Consider the following 20,760-nt stretch of genomic DNA (forward strand, 5'->3'; position numbering starts at 1 on the left):
ATTTAAACTCATCGAATATGTCAGTAAAACTCACAAGCAGGGCCTAGCGTGCCGCGTCGTCTGCCTCCATTGAATGCACTGCGTGCGTTCGAGGCCGCAGCGCGGCTCGAAAGCATGTCTGCGGCGGCGGACGAACTGTGCGTAACCCACGGCGCGGTGAGCCGGCAGGTCGGCCAGCTCGAACACTGGCTCGGGCATGCGCTGTTCGCGCGGGTGGGGCGGCGCATTGCGCTCACCGAGGCGGGGCGCCTCTATTTGGCGGAAGTGGCGGCGGCGCTTGACCGCATTGCGCTTGCGACGGACGAGCAGTTGAACCTCACGCGTCAGCAAGTCATCCGAGTGAACGCGCCAACCACCTTTGCGCTGCGCTGGCTGCTGCCGCAGCTCTCGGGGTTCCAACTAGCGTATCCGGCGGTGAAGGTGCGGCTGACCACCTCGGACGAGCCCATTGACCGGCTGCGCGAGGAGTTTGACGTGGCGATCCGGGGCAACGCGCAGCAGCCGCCCGCAGGATTGGTGGTGAAGGAATTTCTCTCCGAGGTGCGCCTGCCCGTGTGTGCCCCGCGCGTGCTGGATGCGAATCCGATCCACGACGTGGCCGATCTGGCGCGCCACACCCTGCTGCACACCGCGACCTATCCAGGCCTCTGGAGTGAATGGCTGGCCGCCAGCGGCAACCCGCAATTGGCAAGCGTCAACGCGCTCCAGCTAGACCATTTCTACATGACGCTCCAGGCCGCCATCGACGGCCTCGGCATAGCCATGGGCCCGACCGCGCTCGTCGCGCTCGACATTGAAGAGGGCCGTCTCATCTTCCCATTCGACGGCCCGGCGCTCCCAGCCTGGCGCTATTCCAGCCATGTGCCCAGCGCAAGACTGGAAGATCCCGTCATCAAGGCGTTTGTGAGCTGGCTGCACGAACTAGGCAGCAAGTTCTCAAGAAGCGCGTAAAGAAAACGCGGCTGTTCGGACTTCGCACAGTGGGCCTGCGAAGCGCAGAGCGCCCCGATCACCCACCCCAACGGCAAGACGGGCCCTCAGGCTAGGCGTCGAAGCCGCAGACAGTACTCTCGTACGGCAAGGCTTCGACAACAACGCATGAGGGCCCGTATTGCCGTCTCAAAACGAACAACCAATCGAAGCCGAAAGGCTTCGTAGAACCAAAAGAGCGAAACTACTTACGACCACCCAGCAGACTGCCGAGAACACCGCGAAGCAACTGCTTGCCTAAGTTGGTCCCGACGGTACGGGCTGTCGACTTCGCCATGGTCTGCACGATGCCATCTTTTTTGCCACCGCGCGGGCCGGTGCTGCCGAACAGAATGGTATTGATCTCTCCCATGATCCCGCCGCCGTCGGCTTCCTGCACCGCCTTGTCCTTGATGACCGCCGCATTCCCCGCCTGCTCACCCGCACGTCCGCGCAGCACTTCATAAGCCGATTCGCGATCCACGGTGGTGTCGTAAATACCGGCGACCAGTGAGCTGGCCATCAGCGCCTTGCGCTGTTCGGGCGTGATCGGGCCGATCTGGCTTCCGGGCGGAATCACATAGACGCGCTCGGTGGGCGTGGGGCGGCCCTTGGCGTCGAGAAAGCTGATGAGCGCCTCGCCGACGCCGACTTCAGTGATCGCGGCTTCGATGTCGAGGCCCGGATTGGGGCGCATGGTCGTGGCCGTGGCCTTGACGGCCTTCTGGTCGCGCGGGGTGAAGGCACGCAGGGCGTGTTGCACGCGGTTGCCGAGCTGGGCGAGCACGGAATCGGGAATATCGAGCGGATTCTGCGTGACGAAATACACGCCTACGCCCTTGGAGCGCACGAGGCGCACGACGAGTTCGATGCGCTCAAGCAGCGCCTTGGGCGCTTCGTTGAACAGCAGATGGGCCTCGTCAAAGAAGAACACCAGCTTGGGCTTGTCGGGGTCGCCGATTTCGGGGAGCTGCTCGAACAGCTCGGACAGCATCCACAGCAGGAAGGTCGCGTACAGGCGCGGCGAGTTCATGAGCTTGTCGGCCGCGAGGATGTTGATCACCCCCTTGCCCGAGACGGTCTGCATGAAGTCCTGGATGTTGAGCATGGGCTCGCCGAAGAACTGGTCGCCGCCTTGCTGTTCGATCTGCAGCAGGCCGCGCTGGATGGCGCCGATGCTGGCCGAGCTGACGTTGCCGTACTCGGTGGTGAATTGCTTGGCGTTGTCACCCACGTAGGTGAGCATGGCGCGCAGGTCTTTGAGGTCGAGCAGCAGCATGCCGTTGTCGTCGGCGATCTTGAACACCAGATTGAGCACGCCCATCTGCGTGTCGTTCAAGTCCAGCATGCGCCCGAGCAGCATAGGGCCCATGTCGGAGATGGTGGCGCGCACCGCATGGCCCTGCTGGCCGAACACGTCCCACAGCGTGGTGGGGCAGGCGAGTGATTCGGGCGTAGGCAGGCCGCGCTCCTTGAGCGTGGCGGCCATCTTGTCGCCGATGTGGCCCGCCTGGCTGATGCCAGTGAGGTCTCCCTTGACGTCAGAAAGGAACACCGGAACGCCGATTTTGGAAAATTCTTCCGCGAGCTTTTGCAGCGTGACCGACTTGCCGGTGCCGGTCGCGCCGGTGATCAGACCGTGGCGATTGGCGAGGCCAGGCAGCAGTTGGCACTGGACGGACGCGTGCTGGGCGATGATGAGTGGTTCAGCCATGGCAGTGATTGAGAAAGTAGGGAATCGAAGTCAAAAGTAAAATCGCGGACAGTAGATTATTAAATCAGAAGGACACCCTGTGGCAGGACACAGCAAATGGGCCAACATCCAGCACCGAAAAGGTCGTCAGGATGAGAAGCGCGGCAAGATCTGGACTCGTATCATTCGTGAAATCATGGTGGCGGCCCGTCAGGGCGGCGGCGATGCTGATGCCAATCCGCGCCTGCGCTTGGCTATCGACAAGGCCAAGGCCGCCAATATGCCTGCGGACAACATCAAGCGCAACATCGACAAGGCGACCGGCAACCTTGAAGGCGTCACGTACGAAGAAATCCGTTATGAAGGCTACGGCATCGGCGGCGCGGCAATCATTGTTGACACAATGACCGATAATCACGTGCGCACCGTCGCTGAAGTGCGTCATGCCTTCAGCAAATACGGTGGCAACATGGGCACCAATGGTTCGGTGTCGTTTCAATTCAAACATGTAGGCCAACTGATCTTCGCGCCGGGTACGGACGAGGACAAGGTCATGGAAGTGGCGCTCGAAGCCGGAGCCGAGGACGTGATCACCGATGAGGAAGGCGCGATTGAAGTGCTGACCGCACCGGGCGACTTCGAAGCTGTGAAGAACGCGTTGCAGGCCGCAGGCCTTGTAGCCGATCTGGCGGACGTGACCATGCGCCCCGATGTGTCGATCGCCATGGAGGGCGATGATGCAGCCCGTATGCAGAAATTGCTGGATGTTCTGGAAGATCTGGACGACGTACAAGAGGTCTATCACAACGCTGAGTTGTGAAGAGGCCAAGACAAGACAATGAAAGTCCTCGTGATTGGTGGCGGCGGCCGAGAACACGCACTGGCCTGGAAGCTTGACGGCTCGCCCAAGGTCTCCAAGGTCTATGTGGCGCCGGGCAACGGCGGCACAGCCTTGAACCCCGATTTTGTGAACGTGCCAATCAGCGATCCCGCTGAGCTGCGCGCGTGGGCGCAAAACGAGAAGATCAGCCTGACCGTGGTCGGCCCGGAAGCACCGCTCGCCGCTGGCGTGGTGGACGAGTTCCGCGCGCATGGCATGCGGATCTTCGGCCCGACCAAGGCCGCTGCCCAGCTGGAAAGCTCGAAGGCCTTCTCTAAGGACTTCATGAAGCGCCACAGCATTCCAACGGCGGCGTATGAGACCTTCACCGATCCGGTGGCGGCCCATGCGTTCATCGACAAGCTCGGCGCCCCCATCGTGGTCAAGGCCGACGGTCTGGCCGCTGGCAAGGGCGTGGTCGTGGCCACGACCGTGCAGGAAGCGCACGACGCGGTCGACTTCATGCTGGTTGACAACAAATACGGTGTCTCGCACAACGAAGGCGGCGCACGCGTCGTGATCGAAGAATTCCTTGAGGGCGAAGAAGCCTCGTTCATCGTGCTGTGCGACGGCAAGAACGTGGCGGCACTTGCCACCAGCCAGGATCACAAGCGCCTGAAGGACGGCGATTTGGGCCCGAACACCGGCGGCATGGGCGCGTATTCGCCCGCTCCGGTGGTCACGGCGGATGTGCACGCCCGTGCGATGCGCGAGATCATTCTGCCCACCGTGCGCGGTATGGAAAAGGACGGGATTCCGTATACCGGTTTCCTCTACGCCGGTCTGATGATCGACGCCAAGGGCCATCCGAAGACGCTGGAATTCAACTGCCGCATGGGCGATCCGGAAACCCAGCCGATCATGATGCGCCTGAAGAGCGATCTGGTGGACGTGCTGGCCGCAGCGGTCGATGGCAAGCTCGACCAGGTCGAACTGCAGTGGGACCGTCGCACTGCGCTGGGCGTGGTGATTGCGGCCTACGGCTACCCCGAGGCACCGCGTAAGGGCGACGCGATCACCGGCCTGCCACAAGATGCGGAAGATGCCATGGTGTTCCATGCCGGCACGGAACTCAAGGACGGCGTGCTGCGCACCAGCGGCGGTCGGGTGCTGTGCGTGACGGCACTGGCCGACAACGTCAAGCAGGCGCAGCAACGCGCCTACGACGTGGCGCGCGGCATCTATTTCGACGGCGCGCAATACCGCCGCGACATCGGTTACCGCGCCGTCAAGCAACATTCGTGATGCAGCAACAGCAGGCAGCGACACCGCTCAATCCGGCCCACCGTGTGAGCCGGGTGCGTGACTACCTCGTGGGTCTGCAGGCGCGGATCACCGACGCGCTCGAGGCCATCGAAGGGCCGGTGGAGGCGGGCGGTGCCCGTTTTCTGGCCGACGCCTGGAGCAAGGGCCCCGAGGAACGTCTGCAGGGCAACGGCATCACCAAGATCATGGAAGGCGGCCGCGTATTTGAGCGCGCGGGCTGCGGTTTCTCGCATGTGCGCGGGCCGCAACTGCCGCCATCGGCCACGCAGCACCGACCTGAACTGGCGGGTGCGCCGTTCGAAGCCATGGGTGTGTCGCTGGTGTTCCATCCGCGCAATCCCTATGTGCCGACCGTGCACATGAACGTGCGCATGATCGCCGCAGACCAGCCCGGTGCCGAGCCGGTGTGCTGGTTCGGCGGCGGTATGGATTTGACGCCGTACTACGGTTTCGACGACGATGCCGTGCACTTTCACAGCGCGTGTCGCGATGCATTGACGCCCTTTGGCGAGGGGCTTTATCCACGCTTCAAGGACTGGTGCGACGAGTATTTCTGCAACAGGCACCGCAGCGAACAGCGCGGTGTGGGCGGGGTCTTCTTCGACGACTTCTCGGAGCTCGGGTTCGAGCGCAGCTTCGAGATGCTGCAAAGTGTGGGTGACGCGTTTCTCCCGGCCTATGAGCCCATCGTCGCGCGCCGTGTGAACACGCCGTATGGTGAGCGCGAACGCGACTTCCAGCTTTATCGACGTGGCCGTTATGTGGAGTTCAACCTCGTCTGGGACCGTGGCACGCACTTCGGCCTGCAGTCGGGTGGACGCACCGAATCCATCCTGCTGTCGATGCCGCCGCTCGTGAGCTGGTCGTATCAACGCAAGGACGAGGCGGGTTCGCCCGAAGAGCGATTGACCTCGCATTATTTGCAGCGGCGCCATTGGGTTTGAGTGCCATTTCGGCCGATTGCCTATAATTTTTCACAGCGGATGGCTCTGCGAAGCAGTTGCCATCCATTTTATTTTTAAGTTTTTCGATTCCCACTGGGTTGCAGTCCTACTGCCATAAACACAGCGGGCGCGTTATATTGAAAACTTCATCTTCCTTTGATTGATTGAAGACTGACTGATGACTACTTCCCCCAAATCGGAAACCGCCGCAAAAAAAGACGTGACCAAGCTCCAGCGCGCCATCGTGGATGGACTGGAGGACGTCAAGGCGGTTGACATCCAGGTCTTCAACACCGAGGCGCTCTCGCCGCTGTTTGAGCGTGTGATCGTCGCGACCGGTAATTCCAACCGACAGACCAAGGCGCTGGCCTCCAGCGTGCGCGACGCGGTGAAGGAAGCGGGCTTCAGCAAGCCACGCATCGAAGGCGAAGAAAACGGCGAATGGATCATCGTGGACTGCGGCCAAGCCGTGGCGCACATCATGCAGCCCGCCATCCGCCAGTACTACCGCCTGGAAGAAATCTGGGGCGAAACCCCAGTGCGCATGAAGCTTGGCGCTGCCAAGCCACGTCAGGTGACCGCGTCCGAAGACGCCAGCGCCGTAGGCAAGAAGAAGCCTGCACGCAAGACGGCAGCCGCCGCTCCCAAGGAAGTGGCAGCGCGCAAGCCCGGTGTGCCCAAGAAGGCTGCGCCCGTCAAAGCCGCTGTCAAGTCAGCGGCTAAGCCAGTCGCTAAACCAGCAGCCAAGCCTGCCGCCAAATCGGCAGCCGCCAAGAAGCCAGCGGTGAAGGCACCAGTCAAGGTCGTGAAGGTGAACGCACCTACCACGAGCAAGAAGGCATCGCCCGCAGCCAAGAAGCCAGCCGCCAAGAAGGCCGCACCGGCCCGCAAGGCGCCACCAGCACGCAAGGCCTGATTTCTGGCTGAGGCCCGGGCTCCACAGAGGTCTGGCTGTGCCGTGCGCAGCGGACCTCTTTTGTTTTTGAAGACAGTAAGCGTTCATCATGAAGCTATTGATCGTCGCCGTAGGCCAGCGCGTACCCGATTGGGCGCAGACGGCTTATGACGATTACGCCAAGCGTTTTCCGCACGAAATCAAGGTCGAACTCAAGGCGGTGAAGACCGAGCCGCGCGGCTCCAAGACGCTGGAAAACCTCTACGCCGCCGAGCGCGAACGCATCGAGGCCGCGATTCCGCGCGGCACGCGCATCGTCGCGCTGGACGAGCGCGGCACCAATCTGACTACCAAGGCGCTCGCCCAGCGGCTGCAAGACTGGCAACTGAGCGGCGACGATGTCGCGCTGGTCATTGGCGGGCCGGACGGGCTTGACCCCGCGTTCCGCCAGGCCGCGCACGAGCGCATCCGCCTGTCCGACCTGACGCTGCCGCACGCCATGGTGCGGGTGCTGCTCATCGAGCAGTTGTACCGCGCATGGTCGGTCAACGCTGGCCATCCGTATCATCGCGAGTAACCATCCACCCGATCTTTTTCGCCTTGCCCATGCCCGACTTCATCTATCTCGCGTCCCAGAGTCCCCGCCGTCGCCAGTTGCTCGAACAGTTGGGCGTGCGCCATTCGCTGCTGCTGCCCAACGAGGGCGATGATCAGGAAGAAGATGCCGAGGCCATCGAGGCGGTGCTGCCCGGGGAACTTCCGCTGGACTACGTGGAGCGCGTGACCGGCTTGAAGCTCGACGCCGCCGTGGCGCGCCTCGAACGTCGTGGACTGGCGCAGGCACCGATTCTGTGCTCTGACACGACCGTGGCGCTGGGCCGCAAGATCTACGGTAAGCCCGACGATGCGGCCGATGCCAAGCGCATGCTCGGCGAGCTTTCGGGCAACGAGCACCGCGTGCTGACCGCCGTCGCGCTGCAGGTGGGCAACAAGCGGGTCACGGCGCTTTCCGAATCGCGTGTGAAATTCGCGGTGATGACCGAGGCGCAGATCGATGCCTATGTGGCCAGCGGCGAGCCCATGGGCAAGGCCGGTGCCTACGGCATTCAGGGGCCGGTCGCGCAGTATGTGTCGAACCTGAACGGCAGCTATACCGGCATCATGGGCTTGCCACTCTACGAAACCGCGCAGCTTTTGCGTGCCGCGGGCGTGATCACCATCTGATCTTTTCCGCCCGCGCAGTCACTGCAGCGTGTGACTGGCGAGGCGCGCGGCGTCTGGAATGTGGATGTCGCGCTTGTCCATGCGGATCAGCCCTTCGGCCTCCAGGTCGTGCAGCACGCGTGAAAAATATTCGGGCGTGATCGACAGGCGTGAGGCGATCGTGGCCTTGCTCACCGGCAGAGAAATATCCAGCGTGCGGGCCTTGAGCGCCATGGGCCGTGCACCGCAGCCTGCGCTGGAGAGCGCCAGCGCGGCCGCGTCTTCCACATCCTCGGGCAGGGAATTGAGCAAATAGCCGATGACGCGTTGCATGCCGCTGTGCAGCGAATAGGCCTGCACGTCGTGCACCAGCCCGTGCAGTCGGCGCGAGATGCCCGCGAGCATGCGCATCGCAAAGCGTGGATCGCTTTCGATTTCGCGCACCACGGCCGCCTTGCCGACGCTCAGCAGCAGCGAATCGGCCAGCGCCTGCGCGTTCACGATGTAAGGCTTGTCGGTGAACATCAGCGCCTCGGCGAAGGTGATGCCGGGACCCGCGAGTTCGATGATTTTTTCCTGACCTGCAGGCGAGAGCGCGAACAGCTTGACCTGACCACTCACCGTGACGTGGAACTCCTCGCACGGCGTGCCCACGCGAAAGACGGTGTCGCCGCGCGAGAAGCGGCGCAGACGGCAGCCGGTGGCCAGGCGCTGCAGTTCGGCGCTGGTCATCTCCTGAAACAGAGGGAGGGCGGCCAGATATCGTGGGATATCGAAGTTCTGAATGTCCATGACGGCGTCTTTTGAAGTGGTTGCTCCGATTAGAGTTTTTTTCGACTGGTCACTTCGTGATCTGAAACAAATTGTTGTCAGGAATTGACTCGCATCACGTTCTGGTGAGTTCGGCGTAGAGCCGTGCCAGCCGGTGGTTGAGCTCCTGCGGCCGGTGGATCAGCGTGTAGCCCTGCGAGCCGAAGAGATGCGGCAGGTAATCGTGCGCCTTCTGATCGATGGTCACGCAGAACGGCGTGAGCCCTGCGCTGCGCGCCTCCTGAATCGCGTGGCGGGTGTCCTCGAGGCCGTAGCGGCCTTCATAGATGTCGAGATCGTTGGGCTTGCCGTCGGTGAGGATCAGCAGCAGGCGCTGGTGCTCGGCGCGCTCGCCAAGGCGTTTGGTCGCATAGCGGATCGCCGCGCCCATGCGCGTGTAGAAGCCCGGCCGGATGGCCTGCACCCGTGCGCTGGCGACGGCGCTCCAAGGCTCGTCGAAGCCCTTGAGGTGCTGAATGCGCACGTGCTGCCTGCGCACGGACGAAAAGCCCAGCATCTCGAACGCGTCTCCGGTCGCGGACAGCGCCTCGCCGAACACCTGCAGCGAGTCGCGGATCAGGTCGATCACGCGCGCGTCCTGCGTGGCATAGGCATCGGTGGATTGCGACAGATCGGCCAGCAGCAGGCTCGCAAGGCTGTGTTGGGTGCGGCGGCGTTGAATGAAGATCGGTGGGTTGGCGTTGAGCCGTGCGTGTGCCGGAGCGCAGAGGGCTTCCACTTGATGGCGCACCCAGCCGTCGAGATCCAGCTCGTCGCCGTCCGTGCAGCCACGCACGCGGTCGGGGGCCTGTCGCGCCATATCCAGATGCCGGCGCATGCGCCGCGAGATCTTGCTCAGCCGCGCGTCAGGCTCGGCGGGCTCCGTCTCCTTGCTCATCACGAGTTGCACCGCGCAGTGATCGGGCAGCAGCCGCTCCTTGCGCCAGTCCCATTCGGGAAACGGCATGCCTTCGCCGAGCGGCAGATCGTCCTCGGAGGCGCTCGGCAGGTCGAGGTCGAACTTCACGCGCGACGCGATGGAGCTGCCGTCGTTGGCGATGGCGAGTTCTTCCATGTCGTTCGCGGCCTGGAGCTGGCGGCCATCGTCGTCGTCATCGTCGGCGCGGTTGACCTTGGTGAACTCGGCCCACGACAGAATCGATTCCGCGCGAAAGAACATCACCAGCGGCGCGCCGTTGCGCTCGTCCTCCACGCGCTTGGCGGCGCGGCGGCAGGCGTCCTGCAGGGCTTGTCTGGATGAGGGCTTGTTGGGCTGTTCGGGCGTCGCGGTGGGCGAGGGATGGGCAGCGCAGCCCGTGGGCAGCACATACCAGAGCCAGACCGGCGCTACGTTTTCGGCGGTGAGCTGCAGGCCATCGGCGCAGACCACCTGTTCGCGCAACGCGCGTTGCAGCGCTCGCTCGGCACGGGCCTCTGCGGGGCGCAAGGAGGAAACGCGCGGGCGTTCGTCGAGCTGCGCCTGCAGCAGCCTGCGGTGAATGGAGTGCAGGCCGGGAAAGCGTCTGAGCGCGCGGGCGCTGGCCAGCACGTTGCAGCTCAGCCATTCGCCGCCGGGGCGGATGCAGGAGCCGAGCGCAGCGAGCCAGAGGTAGAGGCCGCGATTGAGCTCAGGGTCTTCAAACAGGCTGATCTGCTGAGGCAACGCCAGCGTGTCCTGCTGCCAGGTGCCCAGCGCCGCGCTGCTGGTACTGCCTGCCACGCGCTGCAGCAGACTGCGCGGGCCGCCGGTGCGGGTGCGTCCGGCCTCAGCGATGCGCGTGCCCGCGTCGCCACCGCCCGCCCGAAACATCAGGCCGATGGTGCGTTGCATGTCGCGCAGTTGCACGGCGGCGTGCGGCGCGCGCTGCTCGGCCACGCTCGTGATGAAGCGGTGCCATTGACGCCCGACCCATTCTTCCATGTTGCTTCACTCCGTCATGATGGCGTTCACGAGTTCGGACAATGCGGCCGTGGTTTCAACGTCATCGGTCAGCGCGTCGACAATCGCCGCGCGGCAGGCCTTGGCGAGTGGCAGGCCGCTCGCTGCAAGGCGGGCGGCCATCACCAGTAGGCGGGTACTGACGGTTTCTTCCAGATCCTGTTCGGTCAGGCGGCGCAGCGCCTGCGCGAGGGCGACGAGCTGATCGGTCACGTGGGGCGCAATGCCGGATTCGCGCAGCAGAATCTCGCGCTCGACATGCGCGGGCGGGTAGTCGAACTGCAGCGCCACAAAGCGTTGGCGGGTGCTGGGTTTCAGACCCTTGAGCACGTTCTGGTAGCCGGGGTTGTAGCTCACCACCAGCATGAAGCCATCAGCGGCGTGCAGCTCCTCGCCGGTGCGCTCGATGGGCAGTACGCGACGGTCGTCGGCCAGCGGGTGGAGCACGACGGTCGTGTCCTTGCGGGCCTCGACCACCTCGTCGAGATAGCAGATCGCGCCATTGCGCACGGCGCGGGTAAGGGGGCCGTCGGCCCAGCGCGTGCCGCCATCGCCAATGAGATGGCGACCCACGAGGTCGGCGGCGGACAGGTCGTCGTGGCAGCTCACGGTGATGAGTTCGCGCCCGAGGCGCGCGGCCATGTGTTCAACGAAACGGGTCTTGCCGCAGCCTGTCGGTCCCTTGATGAGCACCGGCAGGCGTTGGCGGAAGGCGTGCTCGAAGAGCACGCATTCGTCGTTTGCCGGTGCGTAGAACGGCACGGCGGGCTCGATCAGAGAGGTTTGAGCCACACCATGAGCCATGCCACGAGGTGGCAGCTCCGTCGGCATGTGCTGGGTTTCGCTGTGGTCCATGAGTGGCTTCTCTCTTGATCTGCTTGGGGGCTCAGGCCGCCTGTGGCGACAGCGTGGCCTTGGTGGTGTTCTTCAGCTCGGGCAGCACATGGGTACCCTTGACGAAGAAGCTCGCGAAGTAGGTGAACTGCCCTACAAGGAAGGTCACGCCACCGAGCACACGCACCCAGTAGTAGCCGCGCAACTGGTCCTGCACCGCCATGAAGCCCATGGCGTTCTCGGTCGGCAGGCGTTGCAGCCAGACCTGGTGCACACCGGCAGCGGTGAGCGCCAGCACCATGATCGACATGCCAATGGTCATGATCCAGAAGCTGCGGATTTCAAGGCGCTGCGCTTCGGGGCTGTTGGCCAGGCGGCCACGCAGTTGCGGCATGGCATAGCTGATCAGCGTGATCACCACCAGCACATAGGCACCGTAGAACGCGAGGTGTCCGTGGGCTGCGGTGAGCTGCGAGCCGTGGGTGTAGTAGTTCACCACGCTCAGCGTGTGGATGAAGCCCCAGACGCCCGCGCCGAGGAAACCCACGACGGCGGTGCCCAGTGCCCAGACGATGGCGGCCTGATTGGGATGCTCGCGGCGGCGCTGCTTGACCATGTTGAACGCGAACAGCGTCATCATGAAGAAGGGCAGTGGCTCGAGTGCCGAGAAGATGCTGCCGACCCACTTCCAGTACGCGGGCATGCCGATGAAGTAGTAGTGGTGGCCGGTGCCAAGCAGGCCGGTCATCAGCGCGAAGGCGATGATCACGTACAACCACTTGTCGATCACTTCGCGGTCCACACCGGTCACCTTGATCAGCACGAAGGCCAGCAGCGCGCCGAGGATCAGCTCCCACACGCCTTCCACCCAGAGGTGGACAACGAACCACCAGTACATCTTGTCGCGCACCAGATTGTGCGGATTGACGAAGCTGAACAGGAACATCAGCGCCAGCCCCCACAGCCCGATCATCAGCACCACGGAGACACTGGTCTTGCGGCCCTTCAGCATGGTCATGCTGAGGTTGTAGAGAAAGCCGAGCGCGACGACCACGATGCCGACCTTGGTGGGCAGCGGTTGCTCGAGGAACTCGCGGCCCATGGTCTGCAGCAGGTCATTGCCCGTCAGCTCGGCGAGCTTTGCATAGGGCAGAGCGAGGTAGCCGACGATGGTGAGGGCTCCCGCTGCAAGGAAGATCCAGAACAGCGCGATGGCGAGCGCAGGGCTGTGCAGCTCGGTCTCGGCCTCTTCGGGAACGATGTAGTAGCCTGCGCCCATGAACCCGAACAGCAGCCACACGATCAGCAGATTCGTGTGCACCATGCGGGCGATGTTGAACGGGATATAGGGGAAGAACAGGTCGCCGATCAGGTATTGCAGCCCGAGCGCGACGCCGAAGATGATCTGCCCCGCGAAAAGCGCCATGGCTGCTATGAAGTACAGCTTGGCGACGGATTGGCTTTGGTATTTGAGAACTGGATTGGTCATTGCGATGCTCCTTGAGCGTTCAACCTTCGATGTTCGGCGGCCAGTTTTCGGTGTTGATCTCGCCGGTCCACTTGAGGAACTCGATGAGGTCGCCGGTCTGCGTTTCGTTCAGATTGAATTGCGGCATCTGCCTGCGGCTCGGCGCATGCGAGGGCATGGCACCCATCCAGGCCTTGATGAAATCCGGGCCACGGCGCTTGTAGACGTTGCCAAGCTCGGGCGCGAAATACGCACCTTCACCGAGCAGCGTGTGGCAGCCGATGCAGTTGCGCGTCTCCCAGATTTTTTTGCCCGCGATGACCGCTGGCGTGATCTCGTGCGCATTGGAGCGCTCGGGGATGCGGCGTTCGCTGTCGAAAATCATCGCCGCGAAGAGCAGCGCGAAGAAAGCGGTTCCGCCGTAGAACATGTTGCGGGCCATTTGCTTGGTAAACCCGCCGGTTTGCTGGCTCATAAGAAGCCCTCCATCGATCCTAAGGGCTTCATCCTCCTTTTTTGCTCGGGATTTGTAATTGAACCCGTTCAAGAAAAGAAACGAGTGCCCAGGATGACCAGCAGAATGACGGACAGCCACCCCAGCAGCAGCCTGCGCCAGAGCCTTGGGGCATGCGAAAGCTCCATGAAATCGAGCGCAATCACCACGCCCTTGATGGCCGAAAGCGCGAGCACGATGCCGGTGGCGAGCAGCCCGAGGTGGTGCGCGTCGGGGTCTTCCGCGAGCCACCAGGAGGCGAGGGTGGCGACGATGAGCAGCGCCCAGGCAAGGTGGATGCGGCGCGTTTCATTGCTGTGTATGTTTGTCATGAGCGCTTCACCGCAAGAGATAGACCAGCGGAAACAACACGATCCACAGCAGATCGACCATGTGCCAGAACACGCAGCCCGATTCGAGCGCATTGCAGTCCTCTGCGCTGTAGCGGCCCTGAGTGACGGGGCGCAGCAGCAGTGCGAAGATCACGCAGCCGGCCATCACATGCATGAAGTGAAAGCCGGTGAGCATGAACCAGAGCATGTAGAAGTCGTTGCTCGCAAAATCGACGCCCGCGTGCCATTTGTCCAGATATTCGTGGGACTTGAGCACCAGAAACCCCCCGCCAAGTAGCAGGGCCGCGAGCAGCCAGCGGGTGGCCGTGCGGTGATGGCCCGCGCGCACGCAGGCCAGCGTGTGGGCGGCGCAGGCACTCGCGCTGATCAACAGCAGCGTGTTGATCGCGCCCACGGATTGGTCGAGGCTGGCCTGCCCGGCGGCGAAGACCTCGGGCTGCAGCAGCCGGGTGAACGTGAACGCCAGAAACAGCAGCCCGAAGGTCGCGAGCTCCAGCCCGACGAAGAACCAGACCACCAGATCGCCGGGAAGGCGCGTGGGTGGATCGTCTTTGCTGGCGGGACTTGAAAGTTCGGATAACGGAATGCTCAATGCGACGTTCCTTCACTGCGCGTGATTTTGTTCCACACGTTGTATTTGCCCACGGGCTTGCTCATCGGCAGGCGTTTGATTTCCTTGAACGTGCTCGCGTCGTAGACGATGAGCGCGCCGTCCATCTCCCAGAGGCTGGCGAGCGCATATCGGCCGTCGCGGGTGAACTCGATGTGGGCCAGCGTCTTGCCGGGCTCTTTCACCTGCGCGGCCACTTCGAGCGTGCGCTTGTCGATGATGGTGAGCGTGTCCCTGGCGGTGCGGCTCATCATCGAATCGGTCCAGGCGTAGGGCGTGTTCTCGTGGCTGCGCATGAAGAAGCCGGGGCCTGGCATGGTGAGCGTGCGCACCGGTTTCCAGGTCTGCATGTCGATCACGTCGATGGCACCGGTGCCGAGGTTGGGGCTGGCCAGTACCGTTGTGCTATTCCATGCGAAGGTGATGCCCGAGCCCAGATGCGGCATGCCGCTGATAGGCAGGTCAGCGGTCTTGCGGCGCAGGTCGAGGTCGACGACCTGCGCGCTCGGCGTCGCGTCCTCGGCGCTGCGTGCGCGCGTCGCGCCGAGCACATGGCGGTAGGTCTGGTCGAAGAAGAAATCATCCAGCGGCTCGGAGAGCGCGGTGCGCTGAACGGTGAGATGCTCCATCGCGCGTGCCATGGTGCGGGTCTGGACGTCCTGCGGGTTGGCTCCGGTGGCGACGGGGCGGGCCGCGCCGTAGGGAATCTCCCAGATCTCGGCGATGTCCTTGAGCGCGACGACGAAGCTCTGGCGCGGCGCAGCGTCGTAGACCGCCGACACGCGCGAGCTACGCTGACCGTCCTCTGAGTTCGCGTCGTAGGTGCGCACGAGGTTCAGGTCCGCATCGAACAGCGCGAGCGTGTGCGGCAGGTAGTTGGCGGCCAATACATGGCGGCCATCGCTGCTCACCGCGACGTTGCGCATGTTGAGGCCCGCGCGCACCTCGGCCACGACGCGCAGCCGCCAGAGGTCGTACTTGGTGATCCAGCCATCGCGTGAGCCAAAGAACACGTAACGGCCATCGGGCGTGAACTTGGGGCCGCCGTGCAGTGCGTAGCGCGAAGAAAAGCGCGTGATCACCTCGAACTTGTCGCCGTCGAGCAGCGAGACATGGTGGTCGCCACCTTCCACGACGACGAAAAGGTTCATCGGGTCGGCGCTCCATATGGGCGCGGCGGGCTCGTTTTTCTCGGCAGGGAAGAAGCTGCGCGAGGCGCTGATGTCCGCCTCGCTCCAGCGCGGTGGGCTGGCGGCGGGCGTGCGTATCCATGCAGCCAGCTCCTTGATTTCCTGCTGCGAGAGCTGATCGGCAAAGCCCTGCATCTGCGTGGCCGCGCGGCCGTGGGTGATGACGCGCAGCACCTCGTCGGCGCGGGTGCGCTCCAGGCTCTCCGGCAGCAGGGCGGGGCCCATGGCTCCGGTGCGCTCGGCACCATGGCAGACGGCGCAGTGCTGCTGATAGAGGGCGTTGATGTGCGGGTCCGTGTTTGTCTTTGAAGGGGTCTGCGCATTGGCTGGAGCACTGAGCCAGCCCACCGCGAGCAATGCGGCGGCGAGCGCCAGCGTGGTGAGTAGCGAGGGCTTGTCGGGGTCAGGCATGGTGGATCGCAATCGTTCTGTTTCGGGCGACGAAGGGGGCGTGGGTGGCGATGGTCGGCGGCGCGCCGATTTCTTCGTCGCTCAGATAGCAGCCGGGATCGTCGGCCCACGGGTTGCCGGTCATCTGCTGGGCGCGCACGCGGGTGTTGCCGTTGCAGATGTTGAGATAGCGGCACTGTGCGCAGCGGCCCTGCACCGGGCGCGGGCGCTGGTTGAGGCCGGCCATCAACGGGTCGCCCATGTCGCGCCAGATGTGCGAGAACGGCCGTACGCGCACGTTGCCGAGGTTGTAGTGCCACCACATGGTGTCGGGGTGGACGTTGCCGAGGTTGTCGATGTTGGCGACCATCTGGCCGCTCGCGTTGCCGCCCCAGTCGACGAGGCGCGCGTACAGATCGGGCGCCCATTGCGGCATGTGCTTGTGCACCCAGTGCAGCAGGTAGATGCCGTCCGCGTCATTGTTGCCGCTGACGAATTCCTCGTCATGGCCCTCGCATGCAGACTGCCAGGCGTGGTCGAACAGCAGGTCCAGCGCCTCGCGCGTGGCGATATGGTTGGCGTCCTTGTCGCGGTGCACGTTGCCGCGACCGGCGTAGTTGAGGTGCGAGAAATAGAACTTCTGCGCGCCCTCGTCACGCATGAGCTGCAGCAGCGCGGGGAAGTCGTCGGCGTTCATCGACGTCATGGTGTAGCGCAGGCCCACCTTCACGTTGAGTTTGACCAGATGACGCACGGCCGCGAGGCTCTTGTCGAAGGCGCCGTTCATGCGGCGGAATTTGTCGTGAATGACGCTGAGTCCGTCGAGGCTGATGCCCACGTAGTCGAATTTCGACTGCGCGATGCGCACGGCTGTCTCCTCGTCGATCAGCGTGCCATTGGTCGACAGGCCGGTATAGAAGCCGAGCTTGCGTGCGTAGTCATGCACCTTGAAGAGGTCGGGGCGCATCAGCGGCTCGCCGCCCGAGAGAATCAGCGCAGGCACGCCGAAGCCGCGTAGATCGTCCATGACCTTGCAGACTTCCGCAGTGTCGAGGCCACCCGTGTATTCATGGTCGGCCGAGAACGAATAGCAGTGCTTGCAGGTGAGGTTGCAGCGGCGGATCAGGTTCCAGATCACCACCGGGCCACGCGCCTTGCGGCTCTGGACATGCGGGTACTGGCCCGTGTCCTCGGCGGTTTTGAGTTCTCGCATGTATTGGCTGATACGGAACATGGCTTAAGCCTCCTTCAGACGCAGTCCGGTCTTCTTGAGAATCGCGGTGGAGTAGAGAATGTCGTGCGCGCGGCAGGCATTGCCGAGCAATTGCGCAATGTGCTCGGCCTGAGCTTCGACATGCGCGCGGCTCGCGCCGTGCAGCATCACGAACAGGTTGTAGGGCCACAGCGGCAGATGGCGGGGGCGGCGGTAGCAGTGGCTCACCTCGGGCAGCGCGGCGACAAGCTTGCCGAGTTCGGAGACGCGTTCGTCGTTCACGTCCCAGACGCTCATGCCGTTGGCCACATAGCCGAGGCGGTAGTGGTTGGGCACCGCGCCGATGCGGCGGATCAGGCCCTGGTCGAGCATCTCGGCGAGGCGCTGTTGCACGCGTTCGCCCGACACGCCGAGCGTGGCGCCCACGGCGTCGTAAGGCCGTGCGAGCAGCGGCAGACCGGATTGCGTGGCGGCGATCAGGGAGCGGTCGAAATCATCAAGCGCCATGGCGAATCTCCCCGGTGAGCGGCTGCAGCTTGAGTTCGACGAAGAACTCTTCCTCTTTCGGAAAGACGGCGACGGCGATCCCCGTTTCGGCCTCGATGCGTGCGGCCACGGCGCTCGCCAGTTCGGGCGACTCGGCGGCGATCACGAACCACATGTTCAGCGCGTGGTCGCGGCGGTAGTTGTGGGCGATTTCCGGAAAGGAATTCACGGTGAGCGCGATGTCGTCAAAGCGCTCGTCGGGCACGGCCATCGCCACGAGCAGGAACTGGCCGCCCGCGCGCTCGATCTGGAACAGCGGGCCGAAGCGCGTGAGCACGCCTTGCGTGAGCAGCAGGCCGAGGCGCTTGAGCACCTGTTCCTCGCTCCACCCAAGCTCGGTGGCGACGGCGGCGAAGGGCCGGTCCACCAGTGGGAAATTGCCGTGCAGATGTTCTACCAGCAGGGCGTCGTCAGCTGTGAGCATGTTCTTTCTCCTTGGAAATCTCTGTTGGCGTAGTTGTCGAGAGGTGAGGAACTTGCAGATGAGAGGCAAAGCGCCGCGCTCCGGTTTGCTTGAAGCGCGTGCGCGAGAACAGAGTGCGGCTCGGAACGCTGTCCAGCACCGCATGGCGAATTGCGGCGGCGATGGTTTGCTGGACGTTCAAGCGGTCGCGACCATGCACCATGCAATAGAGGTTGAACGGCCAGCCCTCGGCCGTTGCGCGCTGGTAGACCAGCGTGGCACCGGGAAAATGCGCGAGCGCATCGCCGCAGGCGTCGATGCGGTGCGCGGGCACCTGGAACACCACCATGGCGTTCGCCCGAAACCCGACCTCGTGATGCCGCACGACCACGCCGAAGCGGCTGAGCGAGCCGTTGTCCGTCCAGCGAGCGAGCTGCGCGCGGATGTCATCCAGACCGCAACCGAGATGCTGCGTCCACGCGTCGAACGGGCGCTCGCAAAGCGTCAGTCCTTGCTCGACCAGCGCGGCCAGTGGTTCTTCGTCCATGCCGATGGGCTCGGCGGCGATGCGGGTTCGGCCGCTCGTTTGCTGATCGTGCGAAGTGATGCTGAGATCAAATGCCGTATCGATGCGGAACGCTCGCAGCATGGGCAGGCGCAACGTGCGCAGGCCGCAGGCGGCTTCGATGTGCTGCAGTTGCTGCTCGACCTCCCAGGCATCGCGTCCGGTCACCACGAACCAGAGGTTGATCTCATGTTCGCGTTCATAGTTGTGATTGACTCCGGGCTGGGCCGAAACGATGGCCGCCACGCGCTCCAGCATTTGCGGTGGAACGGCCATCGCAGCCAGCAGCGATGCGCCACCGGCACCCGGCGCGAACACCCCGCCGATGCGGCTGAATGCACCCAGATTCTGGAGGCGCTGATAACGGTCCAGCACCTGCCTGCCGCGCAACCCGAGCGTCTCGCCGATGGTCGCGAACGGTTCGTCGACCAGCGGGAAGTCGCGCTGCCATTGGTTAAGCAGGGCGAGGGCGGTGCGGTCGGCTTGTGGCATGGTCAAAGCCCCATGCGGTGTGCGCGTGCCGTGAAGAAGATGCCGCTCGGCGCGTTGACGGACAGACTGGCGAGCAACTGCTGCGTGTGGGTGTCGAACACCTGCACCTGATTGCTGTCTCGGCAGCTGATCCAGACCGACTGGCCGCGCGGTGCGAATTCCATGTGCATGACGGCCTTGCCGGGGTGGAGCGTCGCAACCACGCGCTGGCTGGGCGTGTCGATGACCTGCACCTTGTCGTAGTCGGGCACGGAGAAGTTCACCCAGACTTGGCGACCGTCGGGCCGCGCCATCACGAAGACCGGCTGCCCGGCGACCGGAATGCGGGCGACTTCGGTCCAACTGGTCGTGTCGACCACCAGCACCTCGTGGCGACCAATGGCGGGCAGATACGCATACGGCCCCGCGATGGCCCAGCCGCGCAGATGCGGCATCTTGTAGACGGGCAGGGGCGCTTCGCCGCGTCCGTAGCCCGAAAGAATGCGGCGCGCGCGCGGTTCCTCGTCCCACAGATCGACGAGCGCGAGCCCGTCTTCGCCGAACAATCCGGCGATGTAGTGGCGGCCATTGGGCGTGATGAGTGCGTCATACGGTTGATGGCCGATGTGGGGCAGCGTAGTGACGCGCGGCTTGCGCGGGTCACTGCAGTCGGCGATGCAGATCGCATCGGCATCGAAGAGGCTGTAGATGAAGCGCTGCTGCGGCAGATCGGCGAGGCCGACGACGCGCGAGGGCTTGCCGTCGGCCGTGCTGGCGGGCAGGTCGGCCAGCAGGTTGAGCTTGGGGCAGAACAGCTTGACGCCGCCGGGTGTGTAGTTCTGCGCGGCGATCACATTGCCCTTGGCGGTGATCGCGCCGCCGATGGAATTGCCCGCCTGCATCACGCGGTGGACGATGGACTGGGTGAGCAGATCGACCTTGGTGAGACCGCCATCGCGGCCGAAGACAAAGGCGTAGCGTTCGTCGCGCGAGAACACCACCGAGGCGTGTGAGAGATCGCCGAGGCCCTGCACCCAGCCGATGGTCTCGAGCGTGGTGGTGTTGACGAGGGTGAGCGAGCCGCTTGCGCGCTCGATCACTACGCCAAGATCACCAGTGCCGCGCAAGGTGGTGGCGGGGCTTGTGGTGGTGCCGGGAGTGCTCGAAGTGGAGGCGACAGCCGAGGCCAACGGTGCCAGTGCGGCGGCTGCGCAGATCAGTGTGCGTCGTTTCATGGCGTCCGGTTCCTTTTTAGTTCTGTGTGGGGAAGCCTTGCGAGAGCCGTTCGGCGATCCATCTCGCCTCGCGTTCAGTGAGCAGGGCCTTCCAGGGCGGCATGGGCGTTCCCGGAAGGCCGTGGGTGATGACGGCGGCGAGCCACGGGGCCGGCTTGTTCACCAAGGCGTCCTTGGTGAGCGCCGGCCCGAGTCCGCCGGTGAGCTGCATGCCATGGCATGAGCCACAGTCCTGCCGCACCATGCGTACGAGCTGCGTCTCGCGCTCGGCGCTCAACTCGCTTGACCCTACATCGGCCAGCACGCAGGCCGATGCCGAGAGGGATGCGAGCGCCATGGCAAAGCGTGCAAGCCATGCAAGGTGGTGGACAGGAAAGAGGGTCATGTCAG

At 63.9% G+C, this 20,760-nt stretch carries 22 protein-coding genes; 7 read left to right on the top strand and 15 right to left on the bottom strand.

What is annotated here, in order from left to right; all coding sequences use genetic code 11:
• The first annotated feature begins 48 nt into the window (after positions 1 to 48).
• A complete protein-coding gene (gene gcvA / locus G7047_RS07750; RefSeq protein ID WP_166303123.1) occupies positions 49 to 951 on the top strand; it encodes a transcriptional regulator GcvA in 903 nt (300 codons plus the stop codon).
• Positions 952 to 1,174: 223 nt separating this feature from the next.
• Here the strand turns inward: gcvA and G7047_RS07755 are convergent, their stop codons facing one another.
• Positions 1,175 to 2,683 carry a helicase HerA-like C-terminal domain-containing protein gene (locus G7047_RS07755; protein ID WP_166303126.1) on the bottom strand — a complete coding sequence of 503 codons (1,509 nt, stop codon included), beginning with the start codon at positions 2,681 to 2,683 and terminating at the stop codon, positions 1,175 to 1,177.
• 79 nt (positions 2,684 to 2,762) lie between these two features.
• On the opposite strand from G7047_RS07755, the gene G7047_RS07760 reads away from it, so the two are divergent.
• From G7047_RS07760 to G7047_RS07785, 6 genes are all read left to right on the top strand, one after another.
• Positions 2,763 to 3,482 (top strand): YebC/PmpR family DNA-binding transcriptional regulator, encoded by a 720-nt coding sequence (locus G7047_RS07760; protein WP_166303129.1) that lies wholly within the window; start codon positions 2,763 to 2,765, stop codon positions 3,480 to 3,482.
• Positions 3,483 to 3,500: 18 nt separating this feature from the next.
• Positions 3,501 to 4,787: a phosphoribosylamine--glycine ligase gene (gene purD, locus G7047_RS07765; RefSeq protein ID WP_166303132.1), complete on the top strand. Its 1,287-nt coding sequence runs from the start codon at positions 3,501 to 3,503 to the stop codon at positions 4,785 to 4,787.
• Positions 4,787 to 5,752, top strand: a complete 966-nt coding sequence (hemF, locus tag G7047_RS07770) for an oxygen-dependent coproporphyrinogen oxidase (RefSeq protein ID WP_166303135.1) — start codon at positions 4,787 to 4,789, stop codon at positions 5,750 to 5,752. The genes purD and hemF overlap by 1 nt, the downstream gene beginning before the upstream one ends.
• A gap of 178 nt (positions 5,753 to 5,930) precedes the next feature.
• Entirely contained in the window at positions 5,931 to 6,668 is a 738-nt protein-coding gene (gene rsfS, locus G7047_RS07775; RefSeq protein WP_166303138.1) for a ribosome silencing factor, read from the top strand.
• A gap of 88 nt (positions 6,669 to 6,756) precedes the next feature.
• The gene (gene rlmH / locus G7047_RS07780) at positions 6,757 to 7,224 is read left to right on the top strand and encodes a 23S rRNA (pseudouridine(1915)-N(3))-methyltransferase RlmH (RefSeq protein WP_166303141.1); all 468 of its coding nucleotides are present in this window, start codon (positions 6,757 to 6,759) and stop codon (positions 7,222 to 7,224) included.
• 29 nt (positions 7,225 to 7,253) lie between these two features.
• A complete protein-coding gene (locus G7047_RS07785) occupies positions 7,254 to 7,871 on the top strand; it encodes a nucleoside triphosphate pyrophosphatase (protein WP_166303144.1) in 618 nt (205 codons plus the stop codon).
• Positions 7,872 to 7,889: 18 nt separating this feature from the next.
• Here G7047_RS07785 and G7047_RS07790 read toward each other — a convergent pair whose 3' ends face one another.
• The 14 genes from G7047_RS07790 to G7047_RS07855 all read right to left on the bottom strand — a co-directional run bounded on the left by G7047_RS07790 (position 7,890) and on the right by G7047_RS07855 (position 20,755).
• Positions 7,890 to 8,642, bottom strand: a complete 753-nt coding sequence (locus G7047_RS07790) for a Crp/Fnr family transcriptional regulator (RefSeq protein ID WP_166303147.1) — start codon at positions 8,640 to 8,642, stop codon at positions 7,890 to 7,892.
• Between the two features lie 94 nt (positions 8,643 to 8,736).
• Positions 8,737 to 10,581, bottom strand: a complete 1,845-nt coding sequence (locus G7047_RS07795) for a nitric oxide reductase activation protein NorD (protein WP_166303150.1) — start codon at positions 10,579 to 10,581, stop codon at positions 8,737 to 8,739.
• A 6-nt stretch (positions 10,582 to 10,587) separates the two neighbouring features.
• Complete coding sequence (locus G7047_RS07800; protein WP_166311940.1) at positions 10,588 to 11,403, bottom strand: CbbQ/NirQ/NorQ/GpvN family protein; 816 nt, start codon at positions 11,401 to 11,403, stop codon at positions 10,588 to 10,590.
• A gap of 82 nt (positions 11,404 to 11,485) precedes the next feature.
• The gene (locus G7047_RS07805) at positions 11,486 to 12,922 is read right to left on the bottom strand and encodes a cbb3-type cytochrome c oxidase subunit I (protein ID WP_166303153.1); all 1,437 of its coding nucleotides are present in this window, start codon (positions 12,920 to 12,922) and stop codon (positions 11,486 to 11,488) included.
• 19 nt (positions 12,923 to 12,941) lie between these two features.
• Positions 12,942 to 13,376 (bottom strand): cytochrome c, encoded by a 435-nt coding sequence (locus G7047_RS07810; RefSeq protein ID WP_166303156.1) that lies wholly within the window; start codon positions 13,374 to 13,376, stop codon positions 12,942 to 12,944.
• Between the two features lie 68 nt (positions 13,377 to 13,444).
• A complete protein-coding gene (locus tag G7047_RS07815) occupies positions 13,445 to 13,726 on the bottom strand; it encodes a cytochrome C oxidase subunit IV family protein (RefSeq protein WP_166303159.1) in 282 nt (93 codons plus the stop codon).
• A 7-nt stretch (positions 13,727 to 13,733) separates the two neighbouring features.
• Positions 13,734 to 14,339 (bottom strand): cytochrome c oxidase subunit 3, encoded by a 606-nt coding sequence (locus tag G7047_RS07820; RefSeq protein ID WP_240939404.1) that lies wholly within the window; start codon positions 14,337 to 14,339, stop codon positions 13,734 to 13,736.
• Entirely contained in the window at positions 14,336 to 15,958 is a 1,623-nt protein-coding gene (locus tag G7047_RS07825) for a nitrite reductase (RefSeq protein WP_166303162.1), read from the bottom strand. Before G7047_RS07825 ends, G7047_RS07820 begins: the two co-directional genes overlap by 4 nt.
• Positions 15,951 to 17,171 carry a heme d1 biosynthesis radical SAM protein NirJ gene (gene nirJ / locus G7047_RS07830; protein WP_166303165.1) on the bottom strand — a complete coding sequence of 407 codons (1,221 nt, stop codon included), beginning with the start codon at positions 17,169 to 17,171 and terminating at the stop codon, positions 15,951 to 15,953. The genes G7047_RS07825 and nirJ overlap by 8 nt, the downstream gene beginning before the upstream one ends.
• A gap of 3 nt (positions 17,172 to 17,174) precedes the next feature.
• Complete coding sequence (locus G7047_RS07835) at positions 17,175 to 17,657, bottom strand: Lrp/AsnC family transcriptional regulator (RefSeq protein ID WP_166303168.1); 483 nt, start codon at positions 17,655 to 17,657, stop codon at positions 17,175 to 17,177.
• Positions 17,647 to 18,120, bottom strand: coding sequence for an Lrp/AsnC family transcriptional regulator (locus tag G7047_RS07840; protein WP_166303172.1), 474 nt, complete (start codon positions 18,118 to 18,120; stop codon positions 17,647 to 17,649). The genes G7047_RS07835 and G7047_RS07840 overlap by 11 nt, the downstream gene beginning before the upstream one ends.
• Positions 18,107 to 19,156, bottom strand: coding sequence for an Lrp/AsnC family transcriptional regulator (locus G7047_RS07845; RefSeq protein WP_166303175.1), 1,050 nt, complete (start codon positions 19,154 to 19,156; stop codon positions 18,107 to 18,109). The genes G7047_RS07840 and G7047_RS07845 overlap by 14 nt, the downstream gene beginning before the upstream one ends.
• A gap of 2 nt (positions 19,157 to 19,158) precedes the next feature.
• Positions 19,159 to 20,370: a cytochrome D1 domain-containing protein gene (locus G7047_RS07850; RefSeq protein WP_166303178.1), complete on the bottom strand. Its 1,212-nt coding sequence runs from the start codon at positions 20,368 to 20,370 to the stop codon at positions 19,159 to 19,161.
• Between the two features lie 16 nt (positions 20,371 to 20,386).
• A complete protein-coding gene (locus G7047_RS07855; RefSeq protein ID WP_240939405.1) occupies positions 20,387 to 20,755 on the bottom strand; it encodes a cytochrome c in 369 nt (122 codons plus the stop codon).
• Positions 20,756 to 20,760: the final 5 nt, after the last annotated feature.

Origin of the sequence: Diaphorobacter sp. HDW4A, from assembly GCF_011305995.1 — a bacterium.
Classification (GTDB): domain Bacteria; phylum Pseudomonadota; class Gammaproteobacteria; order Burkholderiales; family Burkholderiaceae_C; genus Diaphorobacter_A.

Bases quoted from the DNA above. Each gene is read 5' to 3' on its own strand.
- G7047_RS07755 (WP_166303126.1), bottom strand. From the start codon at position 2,683: ATGGCTGAACCACTCATCATCGCCCAGCACGCGTCCGTCCAGTGCCAA.
- purD (WP_166303132.1), top strand. From the start codon at position 3,501: ATGAAAGTCCTCGTGATTGGTGGCGGCGGCCGAGAACACGCACTGGCC.
- hemF (WP_166303135.1), top strand. From the start codon at position 4,787: ATGCAGCAACAGCAGGCAGCGACACCGCTCAATCCGGCCCACCGTGTG.
- rsfS (WP_166303138.1), top strand. From the start codon at position 5,931: ATGACTACTTCCCCCAAATCGGAAACCGCCGCAAAAAAAGACGTGACC.
- rlmH (WP_166303141.1), top strand. From the start codon at position 6,757: ATGAAGCTATTGATCGTCGCCGTAGGCCAGCGCGTACCCGATTGGGCG.
- G7047_RS07785 (WP_166303144.1), top strand. From the start codon at position 7,254: ATGCCCGACTTCATCTATCTCGCGTCCCAGAGTCCCCGCCGTCGCCAG.
- G7047_RS07790 (WP_166303147.1), bottom strand. From the start codon at position 8,642: ATGGACATTCAGAACTTCGATATCCCACGATATCTGGCCGCCCTCCCT.
- G7047_RS07795 (WP_166303150.1), bottom strand. From the start codon at position 10,581: ATGGAAGAATGGGTCGGGCGTCAATGGCACCGCTTCATCACGAGCGTG.
- G7047_RS07800 (WP_166311940.1), bottom strand. From the start codon at position 11,403: ATGGCTCATGGTGTGGCTCAAACCTCTCTGATCGAGCCCGCCGTGCCG.
- G7047_RS07805 (WP_166303153.1), bottom strand. From the start codon at position 12,922: ATGACCAATCCAGTTCTCAAATACCAAAGCCAATCCGTCGCCAAGCTG.
- G7047_RS07810 (WP_166303156.1), bottom strand. From the start codon at position 13,376: ATGAGCCAGCAAACCGGCGGGTTTACCAAGCAAATGGCCCGCAACATG.
- G7047_RS07815 (WP_166303159.1), bottom strand. From the start codon at position 13,726: ATGACAAACATACACAGCAATGAAACGCGCCGCATCCACCTTGCCTGG.
- G7047_RS07825 (WP_166303162.1), bottom strand. From the start codon at position 15,958: ATGCCTGACCCCGACAAGCCCTCGCTACTCACCACGCTGGCGCTCGCC.
- nirJ (WP_166303165.1), bottom strand. From the start codon at position 17,171: ATGTTCCGTATCAGCCAATACATGCGAGAACTCAAAACCGCCGAGGAC.
- G7047_RS07835 (WP_166303168.1), bottom strand. From the start codon at position 17,657: ATGGCGCTTGATGATTTCGACCGCTCCCTGATCGCCGCCACGCAATCC.
- G7047_RS07840 (WP_166303172.1), bottom strand. From the start codon at position 18,120: ATGCTCACAGCTGACGACGCCCTGCTGGTAGAACATCTGCACGGCAAT.
- G7047_RS07845 (WP_166303175.1), bottom strand. From the start codon at position 19,156: ATGCCACAAGCCGACCGCACCGCCCTCGCCCTGCTTAACCAATGGCAG.
- G7047_RS07850 (WP_166303178.1), bottom strand. From the start codon at position 20,370: ATGAAACGACGCACACTGATCTGCGCAGCCGCCGCACTGGCACCGTTG.
- G7047_RS07855 (WP_240939405.1), bottom strand. From the start codon at position 20,755: ATGACCCTCTTTCCTGTCCACCACCTTGCATGGCTTGCACGCTTTGCC.